The organism is Dechloromonas sp. CZR5 (assembly GCF_008711155.1).
Lineage (GTDB): Bacteria > Pseudomonadota > Gammaproteobacteria > Burkholderiales > Rhodocyclaceae > Azonexus.
In genome coordinates this window covers 610971-628809 of record NZ_VUYQ01000003.1, presented here as the reverse complement: position 1 = coordinate 628809, position 17839 = coordinate 610971, and the positions used below count along the sequence as shown (strand labels likewise).

The window sequence follows — 17839 nt, the reverse complement described above, 5'->3', positions numbered from 1 at the left end:
CCGGTATGGGATCATGTCAATGTGAATTTTGACATGCTCACAACCCGGAAAATATCCAAATCTAAATCATAGGGCCTTCTGCAGACGAATGACTTCGTCCTGCTCCGGGAATTTTTCACCCAGTTTGGCCAAGGCCTCGAGTTCCTTGCGTGCTTCATCTTTCTTGCCGGCGCTGACCAATACCTTGGCGAGGTTTAGCTGAATGGCCGCAGCTTGCGGTGCCAGAGTCATCGCCTTCCGCAATATTTCTATGGCTTTACCAGAGTCACCTTTCGCCGCGATCAGCATGGCCAAGGTATCCATGAGCGCAGGTTGATTGGGGGCCAGTTGATTGGCCTTCTCAGCGTACTCCAGTGCCTTGGGTTGTTTTTGCTCTCCCAGGGCCCAGGCCAGGTTATTTAGGACCATGGCGTTGTTGGGTTGCAGAGCGAGTGCTGCATTGTAGTGCTGAGTGGCAATCTGATAATCCTTGCGCGCCATTGCAAGGTCACCTTGATGCATGCGGAAGGTGATATCTTTCGGGTGATCCTTGCTCCACGAAGCCGCAAATTTGTCAGCTTCCGCAGCATTGCCCGAGGCAAGGATGGTGTTATGAGTCTTGACGGCAAGTTCAGTTGCTGGCGTTGTCTTCAGAGCATTTCGGTAGCTTGCGATCGCCTCATTCCAGTTCTTCTGGGCGGCATGGATATCACCTTCGAAAACCAGGCCTACGGCTTCCTTGGGACGTTGTTTCTGTACCTCGCGGGCGATGGAGAGTGCTTCTGTCGTGCGTTTCCCATCCATGGCGAGAAGGATTAGAGCGCGCTGTGCTTCAATCAGATTCGGCTTGATCTCCAAGGCCTTCTTCAGGCTCTTGACCGCTTCTTCCTTGTTTTTGTTGGCGACATGCACTTCAGCAAGCCGCAAGTGCGGCACGGGCGACATTGGCTGCAGTCCAGCCAGTTTTCCGTAGGTGCTGAGAGCTTGATTCAGATCGCCGGAGATTTGCTGGACACGGCCCAATGCATCAAGGACTTCCGGCTTTTCCGGGGAGGCGGCGACCGCATCGTTGGCTGCGGTCAACGCCTTCTTGTTGTCTTTCTGCTGTAACCAGTATTGGATCAAGGCGAGACGCGGTGCCACCTCGGTGGGGTTTGCAGTCACCGCCTTGTTGATCAGGCCCGAAACTTCATCTTGCGTGCCTCCATTGTTGGCGCGGAGTTCTGCAAGCGCCAGCATGGCTTGGATATGCTTCGGATCGGCAGCAAGCACGGCATCAAAACGTTTCCGTGCGTCGTCAGGCTTTTTGTCGGCCAGATCAAGCGTCGCCAGGCTCGCCGCGGCAGGAAAGAAGGAAGGATTGAGCGAGAGCGCCTTGTCGAAAGCAGCACGGGCTCCAGCGATATCGTTCTTGGCCAGCAGGGTGCGTGCCCGCAGATTGAACGTAGCCGGGTTATCCGGTTGTTTTTTCTCAAGCGCATCAATCGCCTGCAGCGCCTTATCAATCTGGTTGTTACGCAGATGAGCGGCGATCAATGCGAGGTCGGCACTGGTGCCCTTGTCAGTCGTGGCAATCTGTTCCAACTGATTGAAGGCCATCTCAACCTGGCCTTGAGCCATTTGGGCCAAGGCCAATGCGGTCTTTTTGGCGGCATCGCTCGGATCAAGCTTGCTGGCTTTGGCAAAATACTCTGCGGCTTTTCCGGCGTCGCCATTCTGCAGATAAACCTCGCCTGCAAGAGATAGCAATGCCGTGTCCTGGCCAATGTGTTCGAGCGCTGGTTGCAGGGTAGCCAAAGCCTTCGCAGGCTGCCCCGCACGCAGGTGGCTGGCGACCAGGATACGGCGGGCAAGCGGCAATTGCGGTGCTATTTGCAGGGCTTTGGCCAGATAGGTTTCTGCCTGGACAAAGGACTGCAGTTGATACTCGATGGCACCGGCCAGTTGCAAGGCCAAGGGGTTGTTCGGCGCAAATTTGATCAACTGCTGAGCCAGTTCACGTGCAGCTTTGAAATCCTTGCGCTGGTATGCGAGCTGGGCATCAAGGAAGAGTGTTTGCGGGTGTTTGGGTGCCAGTTTCTTGAGGGCATCGAATTGCTTGATCGCATCATCCAGCTTTTGCTGCTGCTGCAGTTGATTGATCGCCGCAACATGGGCAGCTATGAAATCAGGCTTGGCTTCGATGGCCTTGCGGAAGTCAATCAGAGCCTCATCCGGTTGACCGTTGGCAGCGGCCAATACTCCGGCGAGGAGCAGGGCATCATGGTTTTTCGGATTCGCACCCAGAACTGAGGAAACGATGGCTGCTGCACCCGCCATGTCCTTGTTGCTTGCCTTTATCCGTGCGTTCGCCAGTTGAGCGGGTGCGTAATCTGCTTTTTCCGAGAGTGCTGCTGCTAGTTCATCGCTGGACTTGTCTTGCTTTCCCTGGGCCTGATAAGCAATGCTCAGCGTGGTTTTGAGGTCTGCAGCCGGCTCTCCGGAGGGAAGATTGATATCTCCAAATTCGTCCGTGACTTTTTTGGCCTGCCCGGTTGCCAGTATGACTTTTGCCAGGAGGGGAACTGTTTGCTCCGGGGCATATTTCTGATCGAACGCCTTGCGCAGTTCCACTTCAGCACCAGCAATATCACCGCTCTCAAACAGCGCTTTGCCGAGCAAGAAGCGCGCTTCTGGGTGATTCGGGTTCTGTTGAATGGCATTTTTCAACTGAATGATGGCAGCGTTGCCATCGTTTTTGGCCAAGTAGTCCTTGCCTGAGGCAATCAGCTTTTCCGGGCTGTCACCGCCGCATGCACCCAAGGTGGCGGCAAGCAATGCAGCAGAGACCAAGGCCGCAATTCTTGATTGGTGAAAAGTCATGATATTCTGGTCCGCGTAAAGTTATTTGAGTCCAAGGCGGTGCATCAGATCGTAAAGTGTTGGACGACTGATCCCCAGTATTTCTGCAGTACGAGCAATGTTGCCGTCAGCGCGGGAGATGGCGAGGGTGACTGCACGCCTTTCAGCATCCTCGCGAACCTGGCGCAGGTCAATGAAGTAGTTGCCACCCTCAAGGTGCTCCAGTCCGATGTCTTCACGGGTAATTTGTTGTCCATCGGCCATGATCACTGCGCGCTTGACTGCATTTTCCAGTTCGCGGACGTTTCCGGGCCATGAGTAGGCTTCGATTCCTCGTACCGCATCCTCGGTCAGGGTCATGCTGCCCCGCTTGTGTTCATCGGCAAAACGATGGACAAAGGCGTGGGCCAGCAGCGCTGCATCACCATCGCGCTTGCGCAGCGGCGGAATGTCTATGACGATCTCGGCAAGACGGTAGAAAAGATCTTCACGGAAGCGACCTTCCTGGATGTGTGCCTTGAGATCCTGATGGGTTGCACACACAATCCGCACATCAACGGCGATTTCCTGTCGTCCACCCAGACGTTCAATCACCCGCTCCTGAAGGAAACGCAGCAGCTTGGCCTGCAAGGCTATCGGCAGATCACCGATTTCATCCAACATGAGCGTCCCGCCATTCGCAGACTCAATCTTGCCTGGCGTTGTCTTGGCTGCACCTGTGAAAGCGCCTTTTTCGTAACCGAATAATTCGCTTTCAAGCAAATTGTCTGGAATTGCCGCGCAATTGATGGCAACAAAGCGGGCGTTTTTTCGTGGTGAAGCTTCATGCAGGCCGCGTGCCAGAACTTCCTTGCCTGTACCGCTCTCACCTAGCAAAAGCACCGTTGCGTTGCTGCTGGCGACTTTTTCGATGGTGCGGCAAATTTTTTGCATGCCCGCGTCTCGCGTCAGCAGGCCGCGCAGTGCTGTTGAGTGCTGAAGGGATTGCAACCGCCGGTTCTCTTGCTGAAGTTCGTGGAGGCGAAAGGCACGGTCGATGGTCAACGACAGCAATTCGGGTTCAAACGGTTTGGCAAAAAAATCGTAAGCACCGAGCGCGATCGCCCGCAAGGCATTGGCCTGGTCATTTTGTCCGGTAAGTACGATGACCTTGGTGTCCGGTGCGATGGAAATGATTTGCTCAAGCAGGCGAAAGCCTTCAGACACCGAGTCTGCGTCCGGAGGGAGCCCCAGATCCATCGTCACCACGGGTGGTTGGTGCCGATGAATCTGAGCCAGAGCACTTTCACGGTCGCCGGCGGTCAGTGTTTCGTATTGATCAAATGACCAACGTAGCTGTTTTTGCAGCGCCGGATCGTCTTCAACGACCAGAAGAGGACGAGTTTTTTCCCCGCTCACGCAGCCTCCTGAGCATGTAGATCGGAGTGTTGCTGGATTTCCAGTAGGGGTAGAACGAGAGTTATTTTCGTGCCGACATTCGGTGTGCTGTCCACCAGCAATTCTCCTCCGAGTTCGCGGATGTATTGGGCGCTTTCATATGCACCAATGCCCATTCCAGAATCTTTCGTGGTTTGGAACGGTTTGAACAAACGGTCACGGATGAATTCTGGGCTCATGCCTTGTCCCGTATCGCCAACCACAAGATGGGCTCGGTCGCCAATACGATCAAGGCTAATCCACACAGCACCGTCTATCGGCGTGGCGTCCAATGCGTTTTGAACCAAGTGTCCGATCACTCTTTCCAGCCTTTCGCGATGTCCGCGTGTCGTCAGCGAAGTATCGCTTTGCGTTGTAACGATGCGACCCTGTCGCGCCTTATCACTGCGAATCTGTTCAATGACATCGGGAAGATTAACACCAACAGCCGATCCAGGGGGAGTCGCCCCCTCGCGCAACTGCATCATCAGTTGCCGCATCCGTTCGACCGAATGCTCGACAGTCATTAGCATGTCATCCTGAAACTCCGGATTGTGTCGGTGTTTCTCGGCATTTTTGAGCATGAGAGCCAGTTGGGTCACGATGTTCTTGAGATCGTGTACTACGAAAGCGGACATTTTGTTGAATGCATCGAATTTTCGCGCTTCGAGTAGGGCTTCCGTGGCCTGCATTTTCGCGATGAAGCTAGCCGCCTGGCAGCCTGCTGTTCGCAGGAGGTCATTCACCTCCCAGTTCACATCCATTTGCGTGCGCGAACTGGCGAGAATGACAAAGCCTTGCAACTCCGTGCCGACCGTCAGAGGAATGATGAGCCACGCGTTGGGTATGTCGGAGAGCCATGCCGGAATTTCCAAGTCGCCGTAACGGGCTGGGTAAGCACGAAACTCTTCCAGATTGACAACCCAGCCACTGTCCACAAGAAACCGGATAAAGGCGGTGTCGGTACCGGCTGTTCCTTCACTGGTGGGCAGGTTCCAGCGTGCCGCTTGGCGGAACATGCCCTGTGCATCGTGAAGCCATAGACTTCCCGCGGGACTTTCGACCATATAGGCCAACCCGCGAATAACCTGTTCTCCCATTGCCTGGGGATTGTCCTGTGCCGCAAGGGTTTGAGTAAAACGCAGCCATTCCTCACGGTAGTCGTAGCGGTAGGCAAAAAAATGCTTGCCAACCAATACGCGAATTTTCGCGCGCATCGACCCCGAAATCAGCATGATGCCCAGAGTCATCAGGCCTGCAAATACGAGCGCATATTGGAATGCGCGCCCCCATTCGCCACCAAAATAGCGGACGTAGTAACCAACCACAGACATCAGCAGCAGATAAAGACCTGCGGCCAGCAATGTGGCCGAATGGAAGGCTGCGCGCTGCGAGAGGCGGATTTTCGAAGTCCAGTCGCGGCCACGCTGTGACGCAATGAATAGCAGGGGCAGGGTAATGGTATGAACCAAGCCCTTCGCCATCGCTGCGTCTGTATCGATGCGCTGGAACATCAAGGCATCCGAATATAGATAGACATCGAACATCATTTGTCCAGCAAGAGCCAGACACAAGGGTTTGATATTCCAACGGGCGTCATCCGCAACATTGCGGAACAGTTGTTCAAGGAGAATCAGTCCGAGAACGGGTTTTGCCAAGCTGTGGAAGTAATAGATTCTGCTCCAGTCAGCACCTTCCAGCAGTCCGCCGATGAATAGTAGATGGAGTGTGAGACCGCCGATGATTGCCAGCGCGCAAGCGGGTATCAACCAGTTCGGCAACGATACGGCTATTGCCTTGTCTGTTGCTCCGGGAGTCAGCAGGAAATAGACAAAAGCATACCAAGCTGCGTACAGAGCGATGTCGGTTGCGGATGCAAGGAATAGGATGCCTGACTCTCGCGTTGTCAGGGCGACAAAGCTACTGCCAGCCCAGAGAGCTCCGAAAACAACCGCCACGAGCATGGCACGGGCACGGCGGCCAACGCGCCATTGCGCACCAAGTGAAACAAGGTAGCCTGCCAGGAGGCAATACCCTACGCCAGCTGTTCCGAAACTCCAGGCCAGCAAGGATGCGGTTTCGCTGTCCATACCTGTCTAGTGTGTTTCGAAATGGTGGGGCGAGAGCGAGACTATTGGGCACCCTTGCCGGTCAGAACTACGCCGACCGTTTCGAAAAGAACCAGTAGATCAAGGAACAGCGAGTGGTTCTTTACGTAGTAGAGGTCGTACTGCAGCTTTTCGGCAGAGTCTTCGACGGTGGCACCATAGTGGTAGCGCACCTGGGCCCAACCGGTGACCCCGGGTTTGACGCTGTGACGAACGGCGTAAAACGGGATTTCCTTTGTCAGCTGGTCGACAAAGAAAGGGCGTTCCGGACGTGGGCCAACCAAGCTCATGTCACCCTTTAGAACGCTGAAGAGTTGCGGCAACTCATCTACACGGATCTTCCGAATGATTCGGCCAACCTTGGTGACCCGATCGTCCTTGGCCTTGGCCCATACCGGCTTTCCATCCTTTTCCGCGTCGTTACGCATACTGCGGAATTTGATGACCTTGAACAGACGCCCATTCAGCCCAACACGTTCCTGACGATAGAGGATAGGGAAGCCATTCTCAATCACGATGGCAAGGGTTGCAATCAGCATGACCGGCAGGGCCAGGGTGATTAGGATCAAGGCACAGACGATATCGAAGAGACGTTTAACGACTGTGCGTAGTGTTCCTTGCTGAAAGCCATCTCCGAAGATAAGCCACCCAGCATAGAGGGAGTCCAATCGAATCTGGCCAAGGGTCTGCTCAAAATGGCTGGCCAGATCCAGTACCTTGATGCCATGAAGCTTGCAATCCAGCAGTTCGCGCAAGGGCATTGCACCGCCACGCCGCTCGGTGATCGCGACCACAATTTCATCGGCCTTGAGTTGTTTGGCAGTGTCTGTCAGTGACGTCGTGCGAGAAAGGACCAGATCGCTCGGAATTGCGTGCTCTTCTTCGACCGGGCTCGGGAAAAAGCCAACGATTTCTGCAGCCGGATCTGACTTGTTCAGTGCGCGCTTGACATCAAGGGCACGCATTCCAGTTCCAAAAACAAGGATTCGGCGGCTGATTGCCTTGGAGGCATTGGCACTATGAGTGGCGCTGACCCGCGTTACCAGCATGCCAAAAATGGCGGACATGGCAGACAGTTGAACGAATTCCTTGTTCAGCGAAGTCATCGGCAAGAGCGCAAAGATAGCGTAAGCCAAGGGGACGGCGAGGTAGAGCGAAAGCACTGCCCTGGCGCGGGTTTCACTGACATTACGGTTGTGGTGCCGTTCATAGAAGCCCAGCCATGCATTGACCAATAGCATGACAATCCCAAGTAAGCCGCCATAGACGACCACTTGCCTGAAATTCACAGGTAGCCCGTGACCAACCCACATGATAGCGATGATCAGACCGACGATAACAAATGACAGGTCGAATAGCATCTGCCCGACGACTCGGGCACGCATCCAGTGGTTAAAGATTCGAATCATATCGATTCTCTGACGTAGTGATTTGGCTGATTATATGGGGCACTGATCAAGATGCTCGTGGAGTATTTCACGCTGGGCTGACAGGTGATGATGGAAGCAGCGTACAGCGAGAAAGTTCTTGTTTACCGTGTTGGTGCGTTGCAGCAAAAATGAGGTCGCATTTTAGCCTGATCATTTCCCTTTGGCATTACAACTCTGTGTAGGTGTTCCTACAAACTGGGCCTGCTGGTACATGTTATCGGGGCGATTCAGCCTCCTGTTTCTCGAACTCCCTTGTCGAACAAGCCAGTAGAGTTGTGCCACCAGATCTGGTGTGGAGGAAAACTGTCATCGTGCCTTTCCGGGGGGCGCGACATGAAAAGCTGGAGTATCGATGATACTCACCGGTGTCAATTACACAACGACCTCAAGGACCGGTGGATGACCCAGAAACCCTTGGGGACTGGCGCTGGCGCCGTAGGCACCCGATTGGAAAATAACCACGAGATCGCCTATTTCGGCCTTGGGCAGCATTGCTCGGTCAGCCAATAGATCCAACGGTGTGCACAACGGGCCGACGATGCTGACGATCTCCCGAGCTTGGTTGGCCGTTCGATTGCCGATGGTCACCGGGTAGTTCTTGCGAAGCACCTGGCCGAAGTTACCCGAGGCAGAAAGGTGGTGATTGAGCCCGCCATCAACAACGAGATACGTCAGGCCGCGAGATTCCTTGCGGTCGATAACACGGGTGACATAGATACCAGCCTCGCCGACCAGATACCGTCCGAGTTCGAGCACGATTTCCGCTTGTGGCATCTCTTTGGCAGTGCGTTCCGCAAGATTGCTCAGATTATCCCCAATGCTTGCTAATCCCAGTCGCTGATCGCCGGGGAAGTAGGGAATGCCGAAACCACCACCCAGGTTCAGGAAACGCACGGGTGATGGCGCGTGGTCGGCCAAACAGCGGGCGAGTGTCCAGGATTTTTTCTGGGCTTCGCAGATGGCTTCTGCCTTGAGGTTTTGCGAGCCGGCGAAGAGGTGGAAACCTTCAAATTCGAGACCGGCAGCACCAATCTCCGCGAGCAGTTGCGGTACCCGTTCAGCGTCCACGCCGAATGGCTTTGGTCCTCCGCCCATCTTCATTCCCGAGCCTTTTAGCTCAAACTCGGGGTTGACTCTGACCGCTACGCGCGCCGGGTAGCCAAGTTCCTCCGATATGGCAGCAAGCAAGCCAACTTCCCGAAATGATTCGATATTGACCAGTATGCCGGCAGCGACCGCTTGTCGTAATTCAGTATCCCGCTTCCCTGGGCCGGCAAAGCTGATTTCATGCGGATTGGCTCCTGCATCGAGCGCGACCTTCAATTCTCCGGCGGAAGCGACGTCTATGCCATCCACCAGTCCCGCCATCAGGCCAACGACTGCGGGCATGGGATTGGCCTTCATGGCGTAATGCAGCTTGATGCCGTTGGGCAGCGCAGCGCGAAGTTCCGCCACACGTGCTTGCATTAAGCTTCGATCATAGGCATAGAACGGGGTTTGGCCGACGCGGGCGGCGACTCGCGAGAGGGGTAGCCCGTTGATCATTAACTCGCCATTGGCTTCGGCGAAATGTGTCATCGGTACGTGGGCCGGGGGAGGGAGGGTAGAGTTGTTGGTCATGGGGGGCTTGAGCGGGTGTCTGTTAGGAAGCGTTATTCTCTAGCCAGTCGATTTTCAGCGCTTTCCGGTCGATCTTGCCGTTAGCGTTTCGGGGCAACCGGTCCTCTTTGATCTCTATGCCGATAGGTACCATATATGCCGGCATACGCGATTTGCACTCGGCAAGCAGTGTTGCTTCATCCAGCTTTGTGCCGGTTGTCGGTGTGGCAACAACCCGGATGGCTTGGCCGAGGCGCTCATCATCTACACCGAAGGCGACGCACTCGCTGACGAGTTGGGTGGCATAAAGTACCTCCTCCACTTCGGTCGGGCTGACTCGATAGCCTGATGTCTTGATCATTTCATCCCGGCGACCGATGAAATATAGAAATCCCTCTTCGTCGGAACGCACGGTGTCGCCGGAAAAAACGGCAATCTCCGGAAGCACGAGTCCAGGTGCTCGTCCAGGAATGGCCATCGGCAGCGGCTTGAAACGCTCAGCCGTTTTTTCCGGGTCGTTCCAGTAACCCATGCTGACAAGGGCTCCCCGGTGAACGAGTTCTCCCGGCTCGTTTGGTGCACAAGAACTCCCATCCTCGCGGAGCACCAGGATTTCGGCATTCGGGATGGCCTTGCCAATCGAGTCCGGTCTGCGCTCGACCTCGGAGGGCGGCAAAAATGTCGAGCGGAAGGCTTCTGTCAGGCCATACATCAGGAAAGGCTTGCTGCTCGGCAATTGCCGCCGTAGGGCATTCAGTATTTCGAGCGGCATGCGCCCGCCGGTGTTTGCAAAATAGCGTAGTTGACTGGTGGCGCCTTCAGGCCAGGAGGTTTGTGCCAACTGGATATAAAGCGGAGGCACTGCTGTCAGTCCGGTGACTTTTTCGCGTTCGATGGTCTTCACTACGTCGCGGGGTAGCAAGTAATTCAGTAGCACGACCCGGGCGCCAACGTGGAAGGCAGTTGTGAGTTGGCTGAATCCTGCATCAAACGACAAGGGCAGTGCTGCGAGGAGGGTATCTCCGGCATGGTTCTCCAGATAGCTGGCCACACTTTGGGCACCGACCACCAGATTTCGGTGTGACAGGACCACGCCTTTGGGTTTGCCTGTGCTGCCAGATGTATACAGAATTGCTGCCATATCCGTGTCGATTACGCGATGCACAGATGTCTTCGGCTGCTTGATGAACGCCTGCCAAGGTAGAACAGTCAGCGTTTTTGGCAGTTCATCGATGGGGTCTGAGTATTCTGGAACGATCACGTGTCGTACCGAGGAGCAGGCATTTAACTGGTTAGCCAAAAGCGAAAGCCGTTGCGATGAGGTAACCAGGCACTGCGCTTCACAGTCTTTCAGAACGTGGGCAACCTGTTCGGGTTTCAGCAAGGGGTTGATCGGCACAAAAACGCAGCCGGCCGCTGCTGCCCCAAAGCAGGAGACTACCATTTGGGGGCATTTTTCCAGGTAGATCGCAATCCGGGCAGACCGAGGGATACCCAATGAAATCAGGCTGCTGGCGAATTGTTCCATTTGCCGGGCCAGATCCGCGTAGCAGACCGACTCGTTGCCGTAAGTCAAAGCGATTGAATCCGGGGAACGGCTGGCCGAAGCCAAAGGAAGGTGGTGTAGCAAGTTGGTCTCAAGCATGGCGAGGCGATGACCTGTGGCAGGACAAGCAGGTAATGGCCCTATAATGCCGCGTCTCAAACAAAATGTCTTGGAGCTGCCTTGAACATTGAGCAGGAAGTATTGGCCATACTTGACGATGCGATGAGCTTGAAAGGGCGGGGCTTGCAGTTCTCCCGCAACACAGTGCTGCTTGGGGCTCTTCCCGAGCTCGATTCCATGGCTGTGCTGGCCGTTGTCAGCGGACTTGAAGCGAGATTGGGCCTGACGATTGACGACGATGACATTGACGGTGCTGCATTCGCCACTGTCGGAACGCTGGTGGATTTCGTCCAGGGGCGTTTTTCGGGGTAAGTCCGTTGATACAGCGCCAAGCCTTTTTTCTCACCGCCGAAAAGGGGCAGCGCTTTTGTATTTTTACTCCATCGCTGCAGCAACCCGCGAGAGCGGCGGTGCTTTATCTGCATCCGTTCGCCGAGGAACTCAACAAGAGCCGGCGCATGGTCGCCCTGCAGGTTCGTGCCCTTGCCGCGGCGGGCTTCGATGTTCTGCAGATCGATTTGTTTGGTTGTGGCGACAGTTCCGGCGACTTCGCGGACGCAAACTGGGCGGATTGGTTGGCTGATGGCCAACTCGCGCTTGATTGGTTGCGGGAAAACTCCCGGGGGAGGCTGTGGTTATGGGGGGTGCGATGCGGAGCCCTCCTGGCTTCCGATATTGCACGCAGGCAGGGTTCCGAAACATCGTTGCTCTTCTGGCAGCCCGTTCTTTCAGGGGCAAATGTCGTCAGGGATTTTTTGCGTCTTGGCGTCGCTGGTGAGTTGATGTCCGGGCAAGGCAAGGAAAAACTCTCTGACATGCGGTCCCGACTGGCCGCAGGGCGAACTATAGAAGTAGCAGGGTATGGCTTATCCGCAGCGATGGCGGATCAATTGTCATCTGTCTCGCTGGCCTGCGGTTCAGACGGTCGGTCGAAGAGCGTTTTCTGGTTGGATATCGGCAGCGCCACCCAATTGTCGCCACCGCCTGCTGCCAAGGCTGCGCTCGAACAACTGCAAGCAGCCGGTACGGCTGTACGCTACCGTGCAATGCCGGGTGCGCCGTTTTGGCAGACCAGCGAAATAGAGCTTGTGCCTGCGCTGATCGGTGAAACGGTGGCGCTGATGACCGGAAGCGAAAATGCTTGAAGAGCGCCCGCTCGCGTTTCATTGTGGCAATGCCGAACTTCTCGGCATATTGTCCCAGCCGGGAAGCGTTACCCGGATTGGTGTATTGATCGTCGTTGGTGGGCCGCAGTATCGAGTCGGCAGTCATCGGCAGTTCACCCTGTTAGCGCGCGCATTGGCTGATGCTGGGTATGCGTGCCTGCGTTTCGATCATCGGGGGATGGGCGATAGCGATGGCGTACATCCAGGCTTCGATCAGATCGACGACGATGTACAGGCGGCCATCGACGCATTTTTTTTGGCGCTTCCGGCACTTGAACAGATTGTTCTGTGGGGGCTTTGCGATGCGGCATCTGCTAGTTTGCTGTATTTGCAGCGCAAAAATGATCCCCGAGTGGCGGGGGTGGTATTACTCAACCCTTGGGTGAGATCCGAGCAAACGCTGGCACGGACGAGAATTCGGCACTACTACGCCCAGCGTCTGCTGCAGCGTGAATTTTGGTCAAAACTGTTCAGCGGGAGGTTGTCGTTAGGTTCAACTCTGGCCGGTATTTGGTCGACGTTAAGTGCAGGATCGGGTGTTGAGGCAAAAGAGAGCGATAGCTTCCAGCAAAAAATGCGGAAAGCGTGGTGCAAGTATCGAGGTGAAACCTTGCTCCTTTTGAGCGGCGAGGATTTTACCGCGCGCGAATTCATGATTTGGTGGAATGCATTTCGTGCCGATATGCCGGGAAGGGATCGAGTAACACTGATCGAGCTGCCCGATGCCAACCACACTTTCTCGTCGCAAGCGCACCGGCAAAGTGTTGAGCAGGCAACAATCGCTTGGCTCGATACACGATTGGGCAGATCGTGAGTCCTCCAGCTTTTGTTACTCCCCTTGAGTTCTCAAACAACCTGGCTGCGCCTGACAGTTTGCGCGTCGCCAATGATCCTCATCTAACCACGGCGTGGTTTTCCTTGCTGGCGCAAACGGCTTTGCCCGAAGGTGCCGAGGTCACAAGTTTGGGTTGTCGGTCGTCGGAAAATCTGTTTTTGATGCGTACCCCGGCACAACCCGGAAAATTGCTTTCGCTGGCGACGTACTACAGCCCACTTTTCGGCTTGTGCGGTGATTCACCGGTTGATGAAGATGTTCTAAAGGAGCAGTTATCCAGCCTCCGTGGACGCAGATTCGGTTTCCATGAAGCGAGAATTCAACCGATGACGCCGGGGGCCCAGGATTGGGAGGTCGTATCCAAAAACCTGCAAGCAGCCGGCTGGATTGTTGATCGGTTCTTCTGCTTCGGAAACTGGTATCTCCCAGTGGGCGCCTTGAGTTATCAGGAATATCTCGCTCAACGGCCGGGGGCTTTACGCAGCACTATCCGCAGGGCGTACGCAAAGCTCAAAAGGCACTCGGGTTTCCAAATAGACATTATTACCGGAGGGCAAGACTTGTCCGCTGCAGTTTCGGACTACTCGACGGTATATCAAAAGAGTTGGAAGGTTCCCGAGCCGTATCCGGCGTTCATTCCTGGATTGTGTCAGCTTGCAGCCGAACAGGGGTGGCTGCGCCTCGGTATCGCGCGTCTTGACGGTAGGCCGATAGCCGCGCAGCTCTGGCTGGTAGCTTCCGGCAAGGCAATGATCGTGAAACTTGCTTACGACGGCGAATATGCCCATACGTCGGTCGGGACGGTACTCACGGCCCATTTGATGCGCCATGTGATTGACGTGGACAAGGTATCCGAAGTCGATTACCTGATGGGCGACGATCCTTACAAACGGGATTGGATGAGCCATCGTCGGGAGCGGTACGGTCTCATCGCGTTTAATCCCCGCTTTGTTGCCGGCATCGCAGGTTTGGTTCGGCATCGTTTGGGCATACTGAAAAAAGAACTTTTTCGGTAATGTGCTTGTCAGCCAACAATGCACCGGGGAGCAGCATATGATCAAGTCTCTGAGGCGATTCGCCGTTATCCTTTTCGCTAGCTTGTTTCTGCTGTTGGCGCTGATTTTTTCGGTATTTTCTTTTACCGATTTGGTGCCCAACGATATTCAGCGATACATAAAAGATGTCCTGATGCTGCGGGCGTCGCCAACGCTGGATCGTACTCCGGGAGAGCTGATTCGGCATGCGCGGCAACGATTGGCAGGGCATCCCAAGCTGGAGTTCATTGCCTTGCCGGTGCTCGACTTCGTGCAGCCATTCTACGAGCGCCCGATTCCGAACAGCATGCTGCCAATACTGGGAAAGGGCTGGAGTTCACAGGCTCGCATGGAGTCGGAGCGAGCTGATTTTCGCGTCGCCAGCGTTGCCGAGTTGCAGGGTGCGATGAAACAGGCGGTAGCCGGGCAGCGCATAGAGATTCTTCCCGGTACCTACCGCGTCAATGCAATTCTCGGGGTCAATAATCCGGGATCGGCGGAAAAGCCGATCCTAGTTTTTGCATCTCAAGCCGGTAGTGTCCTGATCGAGGTTGTTGTCAGCGAGGCATTCCAGCTCAATCAACCTTACTGGCACTTTGAGAATCTGCATATACGCGGTGTTTGCGATAACCATGACTACTGCGAGCATGCGTTCCATGTCACGGGTAAGGCCCGGAACTTCATCCTGCGAAACAACCTGATTGAAGATTTTGCAGCGCATGTCAAGGTCAATGGTTACCGCGACGACTGGCCCGACGATGGCTTGATCGAGTTGAACACCTTGCGCAATAGCGGGCCGCGTCACACCCAACGACCTGTGACCCCGATCGACATTGTGGGAGCGAGTCGCTGGCGGGTGCAGGATAACTATGTGGCGAATTTTGCAAAGAGTGATCCGCGAACGAGCAGTTTCGGTATTTTCATGAAGGGAGCAGGGTTTGGCGGGCGCATCGAGCGCAATCTGGTCGTTTGCAGTACCAGCGAGATATCAGCCCCGGGAACGAGGGTCGGGATTTCGTTCGGGGGCGGGGAGAGCGGGCAGGAATATTGTCGTGACAGGCAATGCGTTACCGAGCATGAAGGAGGACGGGCAATCAACAACATCGTGGCGCATTGCAATGACATGGGAATTGACATTAACCGAAGTGCCAACTCTTTCGTGGCACACAACACGTTGATCAATACTGGCGGGATCGATGTCCGCGGGGAGAAATCGAGCGCCATGCTGTTTGGGAATCTGTATGAGGGCTTGGTGCGAGCCAGGAAGGGCGGCAGCTTGCGCGAGGAATTCTCCGAACGCCGCAGCATGAGTGAAGTTTTTCGAAATCCCGACGCGCTCGATTTGAGCTGGGCGACACGCCCGGATCGTATCCCGAGGCACAAGCATGTTGCTGACGATTTTTGCCGAAAATCGCGCGCAGAAGGAACGCAACCGGGAGCTCTTGAAGATGGATCGGCCTGTTGATGCCGGCGTGGTTTTTTTCACGACGATTTGATCGTCATGAACGTACAATACGCCCTCGTTGCTTCAAACCTTCTGCAGGCCTGGCCGGGTATTTGGCAGGGAAACTCTATTGTTCATGGCATCAACGTTCAAAACCCTCCTGTTCTCGACCTTGTACCCCAGCAGTATTCGACCTGTTCACGGAGTGTTTGTTGAAACGCGTTTGCGCGAGTTGCTGAAGAGCGGTCGTGTCCAAAGCAAGGTTGTCGCACCGGTCCCATGGTTTCCCTCCTCAAATCCGGCTTTCGGCAGTTACGCGAAAATGGCCGCGACGCCTCGTTTCGAGCAGCGGAACGGGCTGGAGGTTTTCCACCCGAGATACTTTCTTCCTCCAAAAGTCGGGCAGAACATCGCGCCTTATGTGCTAGCCGCAGGCGCTTTGCCGACGATTCGGAAAATTATTCGCGACGGGTTTGATTTCGACCTGATCGACGCACATTTCTATTATCCCGATGGTGTCGCAGCATCAATCATTGCGGAGAAAATCGGAAAGCCGTTTATCTGCACCGCGCGAGGATCGGATATCAACCTCTATCGGCAGTTCAGGGCGCCTGCCAACTTTTTGCGCAGCACGATCACCAAGGCCAACGCCAACATTGGCGTGTGCCGAGATTTGGCCGAGCAGTTGATTGAACTCGGCGCTGATCGTGAACAGGTACACAGCATTCGGAATGGTGTCGATCTGCAGCGTTTTTTTCCGGTTAACCGCAGCGCGGCACGTCAAGCCTTGGGCATAAGGCATTCCGGGATGCTCTGGATTTCGGTAGGTAATTTGATCGAATTGAAGGGGCATCATCTGCTGGTCGATATGCTGGCAGCGCGTACTGACGCCCATCTGCTTATCGTCGGTGCAGGGCCGATGCACGCTGAACTCGAAGCGCGCGCGAAATTGCTCGGTGTTGAGGATCGTCTGCAACTTGTCGGGCAGCAGCCCAACGACAAGCTGCACTTGTGGTTTAGTGCCGCAGACGTGACCTTCCTTGCCTCCAGTCGGGAGGGCTGGGCCAATGTCCTGCTGGAGTCTATGGCATCCGGGACACCGGTCGTTGCAACGGCCGTTAACGGTACGCCGGAGGTCGTCGCCAGTGCGGATGCCGGCCAACTTGCCAAGTCGCGCGATGTGCCGGGCTTGATGGCAGCACTTGATCGACTGCTTGCGAACTATCCGGATCCTGCCGCAACACGACGCTATGCCGAGGGTTTTTCCTGGGAGGAAACCACACGGCAACAGTTGGCACTCTTCGACAAGGTTTGTGGGAGCAGGGATTAATGGAAGGCTTGCTTTACCTCATCGACGTAATCTGCGTGATTTGGCTACTGATTCTGGTTAATCGAAATGACCGTGATAATGAGGCGATGAAGCACGCCCAGTTGGGAATTTTCAGCATGAAACTGCCTGTCAACAAGACTGCTACGGTCAACGGTAACGGGGCCAAAAATAATGATTGACGTATCAGCCGTCGTTCTATCGTTCAATTCGAAGCGCTACATCGAAACCTGTGTTTGTAGTCTGATGGCAAGCTATGACGCTGCAAGCCTCAAGGGCGAGGTATTTGTCGTCGAAAATGGCTCAATCGATGGCAGTGTCGATATCCTCAAGGGCTTGCAGGCGCGGTTTGGTGAGCGTTTGAAGGTTTTTTACCTCACCGAGAATACCGGTACGACGCGCTCCCGCAATCTTGCCCTCCGTGCGGCCCAGGGTCGGTCCGTTCTCGTGCTCGATTCGGATGCCTATATGAATCCGGAGGCATTGCTTGCCATGCTGGCCTATCAGGCGGGTAACCCGAAAGCCGGACTCGTCGCGCCAAAGCTTATTTATCCGGATGGGCGTTTTCAATTGAGCGTCGACGTCTTTCCAACCGTATCGCGAAAGATCAAGCGGTACTTCGCCTTGCGTGAGCTTGAGAAGCGCGAATCGCCGGCGGAAGCCGGCCCGGTCGACTACGCCATTTCAGCCTGCTGGTTGCTGAGCAAGGCAGCCGTTGAAGCAACGGGGCTACTCGATGAACGCATCTTCTACTCACCCGAAGACGTCGATTATTGCATTCGCCTTTGGCGTGCCGGATATCAGGTTCACTACTACCCCGGGGTTTCTGTCGTCCATGACGCGCAGGAAATATCCCGGCCAAAGGGCCTGGCCGGGATAAACAAATTCACGATCCGACACGCCAAGGGGTTGTTGTATCTTTTCCTGAAGCACCGCTACGGGTTCGGGTTGAGCGCTCTGTACCGCCGGCTCCGGCGTTTTGCCTGATATCTAT

General features: G+C 55.2%; 14 protein-coding genes. 8 read left to right on the top strand and 6 right to left on the bottom strand.

Going from position 1 to position 17839, the window contains the following annotated elements; genetic code table 11:
• Positions 1-66 precede the first annotated feature (66 nt).
• The 6 genes from prsT to F1002_RS11840 all read right to left on the bottom strand — a co-directional run bounded on the left by prsT (position 67) and on the right by F1002_RS11840 (position 11018).
• The gene (prsT, locus tag F1002_RS11865; RefSeq protein ID WP_150429220.1) at positions 67-2841 is read right to left on the bottom strand and encodes an XrtA/PEP-CTERM system TPR-repeat protein PrsT; all 2775 of its coding nucleotides are present in this window, start codon (positions 2839-2841) and stop codon (positions 67-69) included.
• 21 nt (positions 2842-2862) lie between these two features.
• Entirely contained in the window at positions 2863-4218 is a 1356-nt protein-coding gene (gene prsR, locus F1002_RS11860) for a PEP-CTERM-box response regulator transcription factor (RefSeq protein ID WP_191090383.1), read from the bottom strand.
• Positions 4215-6326, bottom strand: a complete 2112-nt coding sequence (gene prsK / locus F1002_RS11855) for an XrtA/PEP-CTERM system histidine kinase PrsK (RefSeq protein ID WP_150429219.1) — start codon at positions 6324-6326, stop codon at positions 4215-4217. Before prsK ends, prsR begins: the two co-directional genes overlap by 4 nt.
• 41 nt (positions 6327-6367) lie before the next feature.
• The gene (locus tag F1002_RS11850; RefSeq protein WP_150429218.1) at positions 6368-7753 is read right to left on the bottom strand and encodes a TIGR03013 family XrtA/PEP-CTERM system glycosyltransferase; all 1386 of its coding nucleotides are present in this window, start codon (positions 7751-7753) and stop codon (positions 6368-6370) included.
• Between the two features lie 393 nt (positions 7754-8146).
• Entirely contained in the window at positions 8147-9394 is a 1248-nt protein-coding gene (locus F1002_RS11845) for a pyridoxal-dependent decarboxylase, exosortase A system-associated (RefSeq protein ID WP_150429217.1), read from the bottom strand.
• 22 nt (positions 9395-9416) lie between these two features.
• Entirely contained in the window at positions 9417-11018 is a 1602-nt protein-coding gene (locus F1002_RS11840) for an acyl-CoA ligase (AMP-forming), exosortase A system-associated (protein WP_150429216.1), read from the bottom strand.
• A gap of 81 nt (positions 11019-11099) precedes the next feature.
• On the opposite strand from F1002_RS11840, the gene F1002_RS11835 reads away from it, so the two are divergent.
• The 8 genes from F1002_RS11835 (at position 11100) to F1002_RS11800 (ending at position 17832) form a co-directional block, all read left to right on the top strand.
• Positions 11100-11351: a phosphopantetheine-binding protein gene (locus F1002_RS11835; RefSeq protein ID WP_191090382.1), complete on the top strand. Its 252-nt coding sequence runs from the start codon at positions 11100-11102 to the stop codon at positions 11349-11351.
• A 5-nt stretch (positions 11352-11356) separates the two neighbouring features.
• Complete coding sequence (locus tag F1002_RS11830) at positions 11357-12184, top strand: hydrolase 2, exosortase A system-associated (protein WP_223879561.1); 828 nt, start codon at positions 11357-11359, stop codon at positions 12182-12184.
• The gene (locus F1002_RS11825; RefSeq protein WP_150429215.1) at positions 12177-13019 is read left to right on the top strand and encodes a hydrolase 1, exosortase A system-associated; all 843 of its coding nucleotides are present in this window, start codon (positions 12177-12179) and stop codon (positions 13017-13019) included. The genes F1002_RS11830 and F1002_RS11825 overlap by 8 nt, the downstream gene beginning before the upstream one ends.
• Entirely contained in the window at positions 12989-14056 is a 1068-nt protein-coding gene (locus F1002_RS11820) for a GNAT family N-acetyltransferase (protein ID WP_150429214.1), read from the top strand. Before F1002_RS11825 ends, F1002_RS11820 begins: the two co-directional genes overlap by 31 nt.
• Before the next feature lie 37 nt (positions 14057-14093).
• Positions 14094-15539 (top strand): chondroitinase-B domain-containing protein, encoded by a 1446-nt coding sequence (locus F1002_RS11815; protein WP_150429213.1) that lies wholly within the window; start codon positions 14094-14096, stop codon positions 15537-15539.
• A gap of 115 nt (positions 15540-15654) precedes the next feature.
• The gene (locus F1002_RS11810; RefSeq protein WP_150429212.1) at positions 15655-16848 is read left to right on the top strand and encodes a glycosyltransferase; all 1194 of its coding nucleotides are present in this window, start codon (positions 15655-15657) and stop codon (positions 16846-16848) included.
• Complete coding sequence (locus tag F1002_RS11805; RefSeq protein ID WP_150429211.1) at positions 16848-17027, top strand: hypothetical protein; 180 nt, start codon at positions 16848-16850, stop codon at positions 17025-17027. Before F1002_RS11810 ends, F1002_RS11805 begins: the two co-directional genes overlap by 1 nt.
• Positions 17020-17832, top strand: a complete 813-nt coding sequence (locus F1002_RS11800) for a glycosyltransferase family 2 protein (RefSeq protein ID WP_223879560.1) — start codon at positions 17020-17022, stop codon at positions 17830-17832. The genes F1002_RS11805 and F1002_RS11800 overlap by 8 nt, the downstream gene beginning before the upstream one ends.
• Positions 17833-17839 lie beyond the last annotated feature (7 nt).